Source organism: Lelliottia sp., assembly GCF_045627565.1.
Lineage (GTDB): Bacteria > Pseudomonadota > Gammaproteobacteria > Enterobacterales > Enterobacteriaceae > Enterobacter.
Genome location: NZ_JAZQNX010000026.1, coordinates 101,782 through 115,887 on the forward strand (window position 1 = coordinate 101,782; position 14,106 = coordinate 115,887).

The 14,106-nt window shown below is 54.0% G+C and carries 12 protein-coding genes and 1 tRNA gene; 4 read left to right on the forward strand and 9 right to left on the reverse strand.

The annotated features are described in order from the left end of the window. Window positions 1-28 precede the first annotated feature (28 nt). Window positions 29-1,024, reverse strand: coding sequence for a 2-keto-3-deoxygluconate transporter (kdgT, locus tag ACKI5T_RS14505; protein WP_011915576.1), 996 nt, complete (start codon window positions 1,022-1,024; stop codon window positions 29-31). Window positions 1,025-1,675: 651 nt separating this feature from the next. Here kdgT and proP point away from each other — a divergent pair. Beyond that, window positions 1,676-3,178: a glycine betaine/L-proline transporter ProP gene (gene proP / locus ACKI5T_RS14510; protein ID WP_407438320.1), complete on the forward strand. Its 1,503-nt coding sequence runs from the start codon at window positions 1,676-1,678 to the stop codon at window positions 3,176-3,178. A 30-nt stretch (window positions 3,179-3,208) separates the two neighbouring features. Here proP and ACKI5T_RS14515 read toward each other — a convergent pair whose 3' ends face one another. From ACKI5T_RS14515 to ACKI5T_RS14525, 3 genes are all read right to left on the reverse strand, one after another. Then, complete coding sequence (locus ACKI5T_RS14515; protein ID WP_407438322.1) at window positions 3,209-4,162, reverse strand: nickel/cobalt transporter; 954 nt, start codon at window positions 4,160-4,162, stop codon at window positions 3,209-3,211. 259 nt (window positions 4,163-4,421) lie between these two features. After that, window positions 4,422-5,795 (reverse strand): HdeD family acid-resistance protein, encoded by a 1,374-nt coding sequence (locus ACKI5T_RS14520; protein ID WP_407438324.1) that lies wholly within the window; start codon window positions 5,793-5,795, stop codon window positions 4,422-4,424. Between the two features lie 205 nt (window positions 5,796-6,000). Beyond that, window positions 6,001-6,076 (reverse strand) — tRNA-Phe (locus tag ACKI5T_RS14525). A 168-nt stretch (window positions 6,077-6,244) separates the two neighbouring features. Here ACKI5T_RS14525 and ACKI5T_RS14530 point away from each other — a divergent pair. Together ACKI5T_RS14530 and ACKI5T_RS14535 are read left to right on the forward strand one after the other, a co-directional pair. Further along, window positions 6,245-7,090: an AraC family ligand binding domain-containing protein gene (locus ACKI5T_RS14530; protein WP_407438325.1), complete on the forward strand. Its 846-nt coding sequence runs from the start codon at window positions 6,245-6,247 to the stop codon at window positions 7,088-7,090. Between the two features lie 37 nt (window positions 7,091-7,127). Then, the gene (locus ACKI5T_RS14535; protein WP_407438327.1) at window positions 7,128-7,718 is read left to right on the forward strand and encodes a LysE family translocator; all 591 of its coding nucleotides are present in this window, start codon (window positions 7,128-7,130) and stop codon (window positions 7,716-7,718) included. Here ACKI5T_RS14535 and ACKI5T_RS14540 read toward each other — a convergent pair. The 5 genes from ACKI5T_RS14540 to aspA all read right to left on the reverse strand — a co-directional run bounded on the left by ACKI5T_RS14540 (window position 7,715) and on the right by aspA (window position 13,294). Beyond that, a complete protein-coding gene (locus ACKI5T_RS14540) occupies window positions 7,715-8,290 on the reverse strand; it encodes a transcriptional regulator (protein WP_407438328.1) in 576 nt (191 codons plus the stop codon). The two genes, ACKI5T_RS14535 and ACKI5T_RS14540, sit on opposite strands and share 4 nt — an antisense overlap. Before the next feature lie 47 nt (window positions 8,291-8,337). Next, entirely contained in the window at window positions 8,338-10,029 is a 1,692-nt protein-coding gene (locus ACKI5T_RS14545; RefSeq protein ID WP_407438330.1) for a protein-disulfide reductase DsbD, read from the reverse strand. Beyond that, on the reverse strand, window positions 10,005-10,328 hold the full coding sequence (gene cutA, locus ACKI5T_RS14550) for a divalent cation tolerance protein CutA (protein WP_407438332.1): 324 nt from the start codon (window positions 10,326-10,328) through the stop codon (window positions 10,005-10,007). The genes ACKI5T_RS14545 and cutA overlap by 25 nt, the downstream gene beginning before the upstream one ends. 111 nt (window positions 10,329-10,439) lie before the next feature. Further along, complete coding sequence (locus ACKI5T_RS14555) at window positions 10,440-11,741, reverse strand: anaerobic C4-dicarboxylate transporter (RefSeq protein WP_059179908.1); 1,302 nt, start codon at window positions 11,739-11,741, stop codon at window positions 10,440-10,442. Between the two features lie 116 nt (window positions 11,742-11,857). Beyond that, window positions 11,858-13,294 carry an aspartate ammonia-lyase gene (aspA, locus tag ACKI5T_RS14560; protein WP_407438334.1) on the reverse strand — a complete coding sequence of 479 codons (1,437 nt, stop codon included), beginning with the start codon at window positions 13,292-13,294 and terminating at the stop codon, window positions 11,858-11,860. A 334-nt stretch (window positions 13,295-13,628) separates the two neighbouring features. Between aspA and ACKI5T_RS14565 the strand changes: the two genes are divergently transcribed. Continuing rightward, window positions 13,629-14,102, forward strand: coding sequence for an FxsA family protein (locus tag ACKI5T_RS14565; protein ID WP_166638671.1), 474 nt, complete (start codon window positions 13,629-13,631; stop codon window positions 14,100-14,102). Window positions 14,103-14,106: the final 4 nt, after the last annotated feature.

Consider the following 14,106-nt stretch of genomic DNA (forward strand, 5'->3'; position numbering starts at 1 on the left):
CATCTGAGAGGTTTTTTATGTGAGGAGCTTAGTGGTGCAACGATTCGACCGGCTGCGGCTCGACGTCGGCTTTGGGGATATTGCCGTAGCGTTTGGCATACAGGGCGGTGATGATTGGCACCAGAATCGCGGTCACGATGACTGACGCGGCCACCAGTGCCGTCGCGGAGGCCGCAACAGGCTCGAATGACGGGTTAATCTGCGCAATGATCATCGGGTTCGCTACCGCAGCGCCTGCGGCTGACGAAGCGGCGACACCGGCGGTACCATTCCCACCACCAATCACGCGGTCGGCAATAATCAGCGGAATACCGGTGATAATAATAACCGCAACACCCAGCACGATACCCAGCAGGCCGGTGTCCATAATCACGTTCAGATTGATGGTATTACCCAGCGCGAAGCCGAAGAAGGGAATCAGAACCGGCGTTGCTTTGCTGAAGAAATCGCGCAGGTCGGTGTCCAGGTTGCCCAGGGCAAAACCAATCAGGAATGGCAGGACTGCGCCCACGAAGTGGTGCGGCTCAAACGATGCCAGACCTGCGGAGCCGAGGATTAACATGGTCACCAGTGGGCCAGACTCCAGAGACATCAGCACGAATGCGCCGGACTCTTCTTTCGTGCCGTACTGATTCATCAGGCTGGCGTACAGACCGCCGTTGGTCATGTCCATGGCAGACACAATCGCCAGAACGGAGAGACCGGCGAAGAAACCGGTTTGAATGCCATTCTCAGGAATGAACATCGCACAGCCCATGGCAACAACCCAGGCAACAGCAATTTTGGTGAGCACTAACGTACCGGATTTACGTAATACGGTTCCGGTTGCACGTAAATTAATGGATGCGCCAATACAGAAGAACCACACCGCCAGAATTGGCACCGTGCCGGAAATCATTCCTTTGGTAAACCCGCCAAAATAAGCGCCGGTATTCGGGGCCAGGGTATTTAAGATTGCGCCAAGTACCAGAGGGACCAACATCATCCCGCCAGGGATGCGTTCAATTGTGGCTTTGATTTTCATGATAAATCCTCACATCTTATCTCGCGTTTCTGGCGGACAAGTCGGGTAGAAATTCGTATTGAATTCAAGTTATTGTGAATTCTTACTGTCTGGTGAACCGTCTGTTTAACCAGAAGCCGTAATCAGTTTTACCTTGTTTACGGCGGGTGAAATGCACCCGGGGCGGCGTGTTCGGGCTTATCATCTGATCTTTGGAATTATGATTCAATGAAAATAAAACAATGTTTTAGTTATCTGGATCACATATTTTTGTAAACACGTGTCTACATTATTAGTTATTAAAATTGCTGTGAATTTAATGTGAATAAAGGTGAGTGTTTTTTCGAATTTTGATGAAAATAATAACCTTATAAAGTGAATCCTAAAGGACACAGGATTTTCACGGTCATTAAAGTGTGTTGACGTTTTCTGACAACATCTGACACCTCACGTAAATATCTGTGAAGTTGATCACCTATTTAAAGGCTGGTAGGGTAAAGACGTCACTAACTGCCCAGACAGGCGTCAACAGGTTCGGTTGTATCGACGAGAAACGTCAATGTAAGTAAACCTGCTACGCTTGAAGAAGAAGATTCGCATGAGGCGAATTCGAGGTTCACAGACCGCAAGAAGATCTGTGGTATGGACAGGGCTGAGTCTACGAGGATAGCAATGCTTAAAAGGAAAAAAGTCAAACCCATTACGCTGCGCGACGTCACTATCATTGATGACAGCAAGTTGCGTAAAGCCATTACCGCTGCGTCGCTGGGTAACGCGATGGAGTGGTTTGATTTCGGTGTGTATGGTTTCGTTGCCTACGCTTTAGGTAAAGTCTTCTTCCCGGGTGCCGACCCGAGCCTGCAGATGATCGCGGCTTTAGGTACCTTCTCCGTACCCTTCCTGATTCGCCCGCTGGGTGGTTTATTCTTCGGGATGCTGGGCGACAAATACGGTCGCCAGAAGATACTCGCCATCACGATTGTGATCATGTCGATCAGTACATTCTGTATCGGCTTGATTCCGTCCTATGCGACGATTGGCATCTGGGCGCCGATACTGCTGCTGCTGTGTAAAATGGCGCAGGGCTTCTCGGTCGGTGGTGAATATACCGGTGCGTCGATCTTTGTCGCCGAGTATTCTCCGGACCGTAAACGCGGCTTCATGGGTAGCTGGCTGGACTTTGGCTCGATTGCCGGGTTTGTGCTGGGTGCGGGCGTCGTGGTGCTGATTTCCACCGTCGTCGGCGAAGATAACTTCCTTGAGTGGGGCTGGCGTATTCCGTTCTTCCTGGCGCTGCCGCTGGGTCTGATTGGTCTATACCTGCGTCATGCGTTAGAAGAGACGCCAGCGTTCCAGCAGCATGTTGAAAAACTGGAGCAGGGCGATCGCGAAGGGCTGCAGGAAGGACCGAAAGTCTCCTTTAAAGAGATTGCGACGAAACACTGGCGTAGCTTGCTGACCTGTGTAGGTCTGGTCATTTCGACCAACGTGACCTACTACATGTTGCTCACCTACATGCCGAGCTACCTGTCGCATAACCTGCATTACTCCGAAGATCACGGTGTGCTGATTATTATCGCCATCATGGTGGGGATGCTGTTTGTGCAGCCGATTATGGGCCTGCTGAGTGACCGCTATGGTCGCCGTCCGTTCATTATTCTGGGTAGCGTTGCGCTCTTACTGCTGGCGATCCCGGCCTTTATCCTGATTAACAGTAACGTGCTGGGCCTGATTTTCGCCGGTCTGCTGATGCTGGCGGTGATTCTGAACTGCTTTATCGGGGTGATGGCGTCAACGCTTCCGGCGATGTTCCCAACGCATATTCGCTACAGCGCGCTGGCGGCAGCGTTCAATATTTCGGTGCTGGTTGCCGGCCTGACGCCGACCATTGCGGCCTCGCTGGTCGAAAGCACGCAGAACCTGATGATGCCTGCGTACTATCTGATGGTGATTGCGGTGATTGGTTTGATTACCGGTCTGACAATGAAAGAGACCGCGAATCAGCCACTGAAAGGGGCCACGCCTGCGGCGTCTGACCTTCAGGAAGCGAAAGAGATTTTGCGCGAACACTACGACAATGTTGAGCAGAAGATTGACGATCTTGACGTAGAGATTGAAGAGCTGCAGAAGAAGCGCTCTCGTCTGGTGGATCAGCATCCTCGCATTAACGAGTAAAACGAAAAACCCGCTTCGGCGGGTTTTTTATTAGCATCCGGCGGCGATGTAGTCGCCGTTGGCGCTGATGGGGATCACCGTCAGGAACAGCACTGTTGCAAACAGGATCAGCACGATTCCCCCGGCAATTTTTGCCGCGGGCACCAGCCAACTCATTGTAGAACTGCCGCCAAAGAAAGCGACCGTCCGTTCCCGCGCATAGCGCACCGCCAGCGATAGTCCCATAATCGACAGCGCGGTACCGAGCGACATGGTCATCACCGCCGCCATTCCCCACGTCACAATTCCTAGCGCATTTGAGAACATCAGAATCATGATCGCCCCGCTGCATGGGCGTGCGCCGATCGCCAGAATCACTCCCAGACGCGTTTTCCAGTCGCCTTTTTCCACATCTGTGCTGACGCCGTGATGCCCGCAACCGCAGCGATCATCGTGCTGATGGAGCGGTGTTACGCTGCGAATAGAAAGCCTGCGTGGCCGCAGGCTTTTCAGAGTTTGGTAAATCATAAAGACACCGAATGCACCGATCAGCAATGCGCTGATCTTCTCCACGTACCAGCGGCTGGCGCTGAGATCGCCAGAGGCGAGGTTAAACCCAACGGCCAACACAAAGACGAACAGAATGGCGCTGAGGCCCTGCATCAGGCTACCGAGGAAGGGCACGACGCGCGCGGCAAGCTGGCTCTCTTTATTGGTGGTGAGATAGGTCGTGACGATGAATTTACCGTGTCCCGGGCCGATCGCGTGTAGAACGCCATAGAAGAACGCGCCCGTCAGGAGCCACAATCCGCCGCTGTACTGATGATTATTCAGCTGCAACAAATACATCACCAGATAGCGGTGCAGCGTGATTTGCGTGGCGAGACACCATTGAATAAACGCGCTCCAGTGAGCATGTAAAGTGAATCCGCTAAACAGAACCAGCAACAAAAGCAGGCCTGCCGTGGGAATACGCCAGTCACGCGAGAGAATTTTTGTCGTCATGTTGCGGCCTGCCAGGAGGGGGATTCTGGGGCAAGTATAGCGTGAGTTGCGAGGCGGCGAGGGCATTTTGCGGGGCGCTCACGGGCTGTTATGCATTCGCAAAACTCGACTTCAATTGTCGTCGCCTGTCCGTCGCGATAAGCCAGGGTTGGGTAAAACGGTTATCCCATTTATCTGCCGTGGAAGCGGTATAGCACCCTGTTGTTCGCTCTTTGATTTTTCTGTCCGAAAGGGCGCTATGCAAAATCGGCTTTAACTATCAGCCAGCGTCTTCCTCACCTGTCACCCCTTCGCCATGTTTCCCTTTCACCCATGCGAGGCGGCGATGGAACATTTTTCTCAAGGCCCGGCCAAGGGTATTGAACCAGCCTGTCGGGCGCGGGTCGGCCAGCATGCTCATGGCGCGCGCGTAATCCAGCACCAGTCCGGGCGTCCAGGCCATTGTTTCGGCACGTTTTCGCAGCTGCAACGCGACCCACAGTTCGGGTGTGGATATCAGTTTTCCAATCGAGAGCCAAAAGCCGCGCTTTTGCCACAACCTGCCGACAGAACCCTCAAGCGCCGCTTCCAGCGCTCTTGCCACGCTGCTGGAACAGTTACGGTGGGTCAGATTATAGGATTCGTTTTGGCGGTAGTTTTCCCAGAATGCCGCCAGACGCGTTTCGCTGTAATTGCGAATCCGCACCTTGCGGGTGGAGTGGCACCATTTACTGGATTCGGTGATGTAATCCGACTGAAATTCACCCGGCACGTTATTTTCGGGCGTGGCGCGTAGCAGGCGGGCGAAGGCATCCGGTGAGCGGTCGATCTCAACGGCGGGATATAAACTGATGTAAATCCCGCCAGGGGATTCCAGCGCCGCGTGTCCGGTTGAGATCACGCCATTTTTATCCACGGCAGCAATATAACGGCTGATCACGGGACGGGAAATCGTCTCGCCGGATGCTGAGCCAACGGGAGTCCAGACGTGAACCGTCAGCGCTTTTTCATCGTCGTCTGGCGGGCCATCCCATTCCACCACGGCAGGCTGATGCGTGTCGGCTTCTTCCATATACTCTTCGCCTTTGAGACCTGGGTTGGCTGCCGCCATTTTGACCCGGTTAGCGAGAATAAACATATTCCAGCCCGCAAAGGCCAGGCCGAGACCGAGGCAGTACGGAACGGTGCCTGTATAATTCGAGGGCCACGGTTGATAGAAGAAAATCGCCAGCGCAATTTCGACGATTCCTCCTGCCAGGGCAGGCCGCCAGCGCCGATAGCGCACTACAATGGCCGAGGCGATTTGTAGCGCGCCATCCAGCAAGAACAGCGTGCCGAAAATCATTGCCAGCACAATATTACCGTCGTGGTTTCCGGCGAGGATCAGCACGGCGGCCAGTGAAAACGTCGCACCTTTGACATAGCGCAAAATGCGCTGCCCGCCCATGCCGCTGTGCGCGACCAGTAAGGTTGCACCGCCTTCAATCAGCAGCAGAAACGCAAAAGGTTCGATAGGGAAGTAGAGCACGCCGTCCATCGCGTCGATAAAGATAACCGTCCCGGCAATCAGCGTGACCCACCCGAAGCGCCGCAGTCCGCGCCAGTGCGAACGCAGATAATCAACGCCGAGCAGAATCAGGATCAATCGCATCATAAGGGGGCTTCCGGAATGGGTATCCCACATTTATAACCCACTCGGGGCGGAAGTGCTTCAGTAATTGGTGGGGAGTGGGCGGGGGATGCGTATAGAGAAAAGTTGAACTCGCGGTATGCTGCTTGCGGGGGAAAATCGAACGAAGATCGAAATTTTGGTGTTCCGGAAAGCAAAAAACCCGCCATAGGCGGGTTCTTCTAAATAGTGGTGCCCGGACTCGGAATCGAACCAAGGACACGGGGATTTTCAATCCCCTGCTCTACCGACTGAGCTATCCGGGCAACGGAGCGCATTAAACCTTAATCCCGTTTGATCGTCAACCCTAATTCGGGGAAAGCTGTTCAACTGCTTAACTTTACGGCAATCTGTCGATCTACGCGTCGATTTTGCACAAATCTTCCAGACAAAAACGCCAGGGCGAGCAATGCTGATTGTGATGAGGAGGGGGTATGGCAAACGACTGGCTTGAGCTGCGTCAGCATGCGGAAACGGGTATTGAGACGATCAAAGCACACTTTGAAGGCCACGCCTTCGATCCGCACTGGCACGACAGTTATCTGGTGGGCATTACCCTGTCTGGTACGCAACAATTCCACTGCCGCCGCGAGCGGCATCGCAGTCATCCAGGTGATGCGTTTTTACTGGAACCGGGTGAAATCCACGACGGTGACGCGCCAGTAGACGGTGGCTTTACCTATCTGACCTTTTATCTAGATGAGCACTGGCTGACCAACACGCTGCACGGTCTATATGAATCCACGCCGGGCAGTTACTCGCTGCATTTCGCGCAGACTCTGACGCGTGAACCGCAGCTGGTGAGGACCATTAGCGACACCTTTTCCACGCTTCACAATGAGGAGATGAAGATCGTGCAGCAGAGCACAATGGATAATCTGCTCGCGCAAATTACCTCCCATTGTCACTGGCGCAAAAGACTGCCCGTGCAGCGACAAAGCGCTGCGGTTGCCCATCGCGCGCGTGATTATTTGTATGCTCATATGGGGGACAACATTGGTCTGTCCGATCTGGCGCGAGAAACGGGCACCGATCGTTTTACGCTGACGCGCTGCTTTAAGCGCGAATTCCACCTGGCACCGCACGCCTGGCTTATCCAGTTGCGCCTGGCAAAAGCGCGTCAGATGCTGGGGATGGGCGAACAGCCTGTCGAGGTGGCCGCGGCGCTCGGTTTTGCCGATCAAAGTCATTTAGGACGCTGGTTCCAGCGTGCCTATCGCATAACGCCTGCCCACTACCGTCGGTTGTGCACAAACCTTCCAGACGTTTCCAGAAAATAGCGGCACAGTCAGGACTCTAAAAAAAAAGGAGTCACCTGTGAATCTGATGCCGTTTCTGCTGTTTGCGTTTGTCGCCTCGATAACGCCCGGCCCGACTAATATTCTCGTTCTGACCAACAGCCAGCACTTTGGCGTTAAAAAAACCGTGCCTGCGATTCTGGGCGGATGTTTTGCGGCAAGCCTGATTGTGTTGATTTCCGGTGCGGGGGCTGGGGAGGTTTTACGCCAATATCCGCTGGTTCGTCAGGTGATGAGTTGGGCAGGGGTTCTATGGCTGAGCTGGATGAGCTGGCAGCTTTTCAGCGCCCCAGCGGCCAATTTATCGACGCCATCACATCGACGTTTTACGGCCCGAGCGGCGGCGCTATTGCAGGTGATTAACCCCAAAACATGGATGATGGCGCTGGCGGTTGTGAGCTTGTTTGCACCGGCAGGCGAGAATGCGCTGCACGATGTCACGTTAATGGCGCTGTGGTTTCTGATAATTTCGATTGTGTGTTTGATGTGCTGGGCGTGGTTGGGAAAAGCGGTGAATCGGGTGTTTCGCACCACCGTGGCGATGGTGCGCTTTCAGCGCCTGATGGCGCTGTGTCTGTTTGTCTCCGCGTGGGCGGGAATGCTGGCTTAGGTTAGCGCACCACCCATGCGACACTGAGCGAAGCGCAGAATATCTTCTGCCAGACGGTGCGCCGTCTCCACGTCGGTCAGGCTACGATTGATTAGCATGCGGCTCAGGCAGCCCTCCAGCACTAGCTCCATCTGTTTAGCGACCATCGCCGGATCGTCAACCTCAAGCTTCGTGAGCAGCTCGTGGGTAAAGTCGTGAGCGGCACGTTTTTGCTGATCGGCGAGCTGATGGATCGGGTGGCCCGGATCGGGGTAGAACGTGCAGGCGGCGATAAACAGGCAGCCAGGGTAACGGTTGTTACGCACACAATCCGCCAGCGCCGTATAGCGTGCCAGCACTTTTTGCTCGGCCGTCAGCGCGTCGTTCAGCATCAGCTGTCTGCGCCAGATATCGACCTGCTGACTGAGATAGCGGAGCGCATCGTAGAGCAGCGCTTCTTTATCCGGCCAAAAACGGCGCAATTCATCCAGTGGATAATCGACGCGTTCGGCGACCATCTCAAGCGTGGTGCTGGCGATCCCTTGTATCTCAAGTAATTGCAGGGCCTGTCCCAGTACGTCTTCGCGTTGCACGGTTTTCTCCTCCCAATGCTAACGGTTTGTCCCGTTAACAGTGTCGTTTACGGTTGGCGATCGCGCAAATGCGCGCTGAACGCGGTTGCATCCATAAATCCTGTCACACGTTCGCTCGGCTGCTCTTCTCCCTGCGCATTAAAGAATAAAATCGTCGGCAGACCGAGTACCCTGAGTTGTTTCAGCAAAGCCTTGTCCTGCGCATTATTGGCAGTCACGTTCGCCTGCAACAGAACCGTATCTTTTAACGCATTTTGCACCAGCGGATCGCTAAAGGTGTATTTTTCGAACTCTTTGCAGGCGACACACCAGTCGGCGTACAGATCGAGCATGACGGGTTTGCCTTTTGCCTGTGCCAGCGCGTGGTTCAGCTCATCAACGTTGCTGATTTGAATGAAGTTAAGATGAGCCTGGTTTTGCGCAGCAGGTGCCCCAAATGCCCAATCCTGAAGCGGTCGCACGCTGATCAGCGCAGACGCCAGCAGAATGATTTGTACGATACGCATCCACGTTTTTTGCGCCTGCAGGCTGGTGATAAACCCCCAGCCGAAGAACGCGACGCCAAGAATGGCCCACAAACGAAGGCCCCATACGTCACCCATCACGCGCTCCAGCAGGAACACCGGCAGCGCCAGGATGACGAAACCGAAGGCGATTTTGACCGTTTCCATCCACGGGCCGCTTTTCGGCAGCAGACGGTTGCCAAACACGGTGATCAGAATCAGCGGCAGACCCATACCCAGCGCGTACAAATAGAGCGTGCCGCCGCCCAGCCACATGTTCCCGCTTTGCGCGATGTAGAGCAGGATCGCGCTCAGCGGCGCGGTGGTGCACGGCGAGCAAATCAGCCCGGCAATCGCACCCATCACAAACACGCCGCCTGCGGAGCCGCCTTGCTGGCGATTGCTCATCAGCGTTAAACGCGTTTGTAGCGAGGAGGGCAGTTGCAGGGTGAACAGGCCAAACATCGACAGCGCCAGCAGAGTAAACACGACCGACAAGCCGATCAGCACATACGGATGCTGAAGCGCGGCCTGGAACTGAAGTCCGGCGGCGGCAACCACAATCCCGAGTGCGGTATAGGTGAGCGCCATGCCCTGAACGTAGATAAACGCCAGCAGCAATGCGCGACCGGTGGATAAACGTTGTTTACCGCCGAGCACAATGCCTGAAATAAGCGGGTACATCGGCAACACGCATGGCGTAAAGGCGATACCGATACCGATGAGCAGCGCCCAGAGCGCAGAGAACGGCAGTTCTGCGCTGTCTTCCCCCTTCTCAGTGGAAGGAGGCGCAGCAGGCTGAGCAGAAGCAGCCACTTCACTGAGCGGCACAATTTTGGTTTCTGGCGGATAGCAGAAACCGGCGTCGGCACAGCCCTGATACGTCACGGTGAGCGTCGCGCCTTTATTGGCCTGATTGACGCTGACCGGCACGACAAGCTGGTGGCGGTAGATTTCGCTTTTGCCGTAAAACTCATCTTCGTGCCACTCGCCCGCAGGCAGTTGCGGCTCGCCGACTTTCGCATTGGCTGGCGTGATGCTGGCCTGTTTGCGGTAGAGATAATATCCGTCTTTGATCTGCCAGCTAAGGCTGAGATCGTGCTGGTTTTGCTGGAAGTCGAAGACAAACGCCTGATCAGCAGGAATAAAGTTTGAGCGGCCAGGTGCGTCGAACAACCCGGCAAAAGCTGATGTGCTGCACAGCAGCAGGATCAGCGTAAAGAAGCGTTGAGCCATGAGAGATAGTCGTTATCGCCGTGGGACACTGGGAGAACCAGCAGTTCCGGAGTCTGGTAAGGATGATGAGATTTGAGGCAATCCAGGAGCGCCTGCTGATGCGCTACCGAGGTTTTAAGCAGCATTTGCACTTCGTACTCTTGCTCAAGCTTGTCTTCCCAGTAGTACAGGGAGGTGGCGCCAGGCAGGATCGTAACGCAGGCCGCGAGCTTGTCAGCCAGTACTTTGGCGGCCAGTTCCTGGGCGGTTGCTTCATCGGGAGCGGTACAAAGCACAACAACGGCGTCAGGCGTGTTCACAAGTCGACCTCCTCATCGCGAAAAAATCACTATATCACGGCGGGTCAGAGGGCATTAATGAATCGGGCCGCTGAGCGGCCCGAATTTAACAAATTTTACAACATCGAACGCTTAAAGAATCACGCTGCCGATGAGGAAACCGAAGCACACGGCAAACACTACGCCCATCGTGCCTGGAATAAAGAACGGATGGTTAAAGACGAAACGCCCGATGCGCGTAGTCCCGGTATCGTCCATCTGCACGGCTGCGACAAGCGTCGGGTAGGTTGGCAGAATAAACAGGCCAGAAACGGCAGCGAAGGAGGCGACCGCTGTCAGTGGCGACACGTTCAGCGCCAGCGCCATCGGCATCAGCGCTTTCGCCGTCGCGGCCTGAGAGTACAGCAGCGCGGAAGCCACAAAGAAAATCACCGCCAGCAGCCACGGATGGCCCTGAATCACGGTGCCTGCGGTATCTTTAATCCAGTCGATATTGTGGGAGACGAAGGTATCACCCAGCCACGCCACGCCGAGGATACAGATACAGGCGCTCATCCCGGCTTTGAAAGTGCTGGAGCTGAGAATACTGTCCGTTTCCACGCCGCACAGCACGGTGGTCAGGGTCGCGACGCTCAGCATAATAATCAGGATCGCGTTGGTGGTATTCATCAGCGGCGTTGCCACCAGACCCAGGCTTGGGCTGTTGACGATGGCATAAATCACCACGCAGACCACCCCCAGCAGGAACAGCAGCACCGACAGTTTCGCGCGCGGTTTGATCTCAACTTTATTTTCACCGCGCAGTTCGATCAGACCTTCTTCCAGACGTTTCAGGTACACCGGATCGTCAGAAAGTTTGGAGTTAAACAGCGTGGTGACCAGGAACGACATCAGCAGTACGGCCAGCAGCGTCGACGGGATCACCACGGAGAGCAGATGAATGTAGCTGACGCCATGGCCTTCCATTACCGATGACATATATACCACCGCGGCAGAAATCGGCGAGGCGGTAATCGCAATCTGCGCAGACACCACGGCAGTCGACAGCGGGCGGCACGGCTTAATACCTTGCTCTTTCGCCACTTCGGCAATAACCGGCAGCGTCGCCAGAGAGATGTTGCCCGTACCGGCAAAAATCGTCAGGAAGTAAGTGACGACTGGCGCGAGAATAGTGATGTATTTCGGGTTTTTGCGTAGCAGTTTTTCGGTTTGATTAACCAGATAATCCAGACCCCCTGCAATCTGCATAGCCGAGATAGCCGCAATCACCGCCATGATGATGGAGATCACGTCAAAAGGGATTTTCCCCGGAGCGACACCAATGGCTGCCAGAACCAGCACGCCCAATCCCCCGGCATAGCCGATACCAATTCCTCCTAGCCTGGCGCCGATGAAAATCGCCGCTAAAACGATAATCAGCTCAATGACAATCATAATCGCTTCCTTGAATGTTAGATGTTGGATACATAAATGTTATTTTTGTGATGTCCTATAAAAGCAAAAAGGCACGTCACTGGGTGACGTGCCTTTCGGAAATTTAACCGGAACTGTTACTGTTCGCTTTCATCGGTATACCGTTTCGCTTTATATGCCGGATGCATCAGGTTTTGCGGCGAGAAGATATCATCCAGTTCAGCCTCTGTCAGCAATCCACGCTCAAGGACCACTTCGCGCACGCTCTTACCGGTTTCAGCACAAATCTTACCAACGATATCGCCGTTGTGGTGGCCGATGAACGGGTTCAGATAGGTGACGATGCCGATAGAATTGTAGACGAAGCTTTCACACACGGCTTTATTGGCCGTGATGCCGTTGATGCATTTTTCCAGCAGGTTGTAGCAGGCGTTGGTCAGGATGTGGATGGACTCAAACATGGCCTGGCCAATCACGGGCTCCATCACGTTCAGCTGCAGCTGACCGGCTTCGGACGCCATGGTGACGGTGATGTCGTTACCGATGACTTTGAAGCATACCTGATTCACCACTTCTGGCACCACCGGGTTGACTTTGGCTGGCATGATGGACGAACCGGCCTGCAGCTCTGGCAGGTTGATTTCGTTCAGGCCAGCGCGCGGACCGGAAGAGAGCAGGCGCAAGTCGTTACAAATTTTGGACAGTTTAACCGCCAGGCGTTTCAGCGCGCTGTGCACCATGACGTAAGCGCCGCAGTCGGATGTCGCTTCGATCAGGTCTTCGGCGGGAACAACCGCGAGGTTAGACACTTCTGCCAGCTTCGCGACGGCCAACTGTTGATAACCGTCTGGTGTATTCAGACGCGTACCGATGGCCGTTGCGCCGAGGTTGACTTCAAGCAGCAGTTCGGAGGTACGCAGAATGTTGCGGGTCTCTTCATTCAACAGCACGTTAAACGCGTGGAATTCCTGACCGAGGGTCATCGGCACCGCATCCTGCAACTGGGTACGACCCATTTTCAGAATGTCCTGGAACTCAACCGCTTTGCGCTGGAAGCCGTCGCCCAGTTGGTTAATCGCGTCAATCAGTTTCACAACGGACGCGTAAACCGCGATACGGAAACCGGTCGGGTAGGCGTCGTTGGTGGACTGGCACTTGTTTACGTGGTCGTTAGGATTGAGGTACTGGTACTCACCTTTCTGGTGACCCATCAGCTCCAGGCCAATGTTTGCCAATACTTCGTTGGTATTCATGTTCACGGAGGTACCTGCGCCGCCCTGATAAACGTCGACGGGGAACTGGTCCATGCATTTTCCGTTGTTCAACACTTCATCGCAGGCTGCGATGATGGCATTTGCAGCGCTTTTAGGAATGGTTTGCAGCTCTTTGTTTGCCAGGGCTGCGGCTTTCTTCACCATCACCATACCGCGTACAAACTCAGGGATGTCACTGATTTTGTTGTTGCTGATGTAGAAGTTCTCAATCGCTCTCAGAGTGTGAATACCGTAGTAGGCATCCGCTGGAACTTCCCTGGTACCCAACAAATCTTCTTCGATACGAATGTTGTTTAACATGTGAACCTTCTTTTAAAGCTGCCGATGGATTGTACTAAACACACAGTAGATATGTGGTTTTGAATATTTGCTGACCGACGATTATTCCCTCAATCAGCCAGATACCCGAGATGATATGCTGATGATAGCGAATTGCCGTAACCTGGATCACTTATTATCGCCCTCGCGACATGATAATTATTAATCTGTGAAATGAGTCACCGCTTGAATGTTTCCAAAAAAATATCCGTGCAAACCGATTGAAATTTGGCTAACCGTCACCATTTCAAAGAAACGCGAATCGCAAACATATTCAGACAGGGGCCAGACGGCGTCTGCCATACAGGAGAAGCCAGTGCGCTGGATACCTTTTATTGCCATTTTTCTCTATGTTTACATAGAGATTTCCATTTTTATCCAGGTCGCCCATGTGATGGGTGTCCTGCTGACACTGATTCTGGTCATATTCACATCCGTGATAGGTATGTCGCTGGTACGTAATCAGGGATTCAAAAATTTCCTGTTAATGCAGCAAAAGATGGCAGCGGGTGAAAGCCCTGCTGAGGAGATGATCAAAAGCGTGTCGCTGATCCTTGCTGGCCTGCTGCTGATCCTGCCCGGCTTTTTCACCGATTTCCTGGGCCTCTTGTTGCTGTTACCGCCGGTGCAAAAGCTGCTGACGATGCGCCTTTTGCCGCATCTGCGATTTAACCGGATGCCTGGCGGTGGATTCACCACCGGACCGGGAAATGGGGATACCTTTGAAGGGGAATACCAGCGTAAAGACGATCAGCGTGACCGCCTCGATCACAAAGACGACGACCGCTAAGACA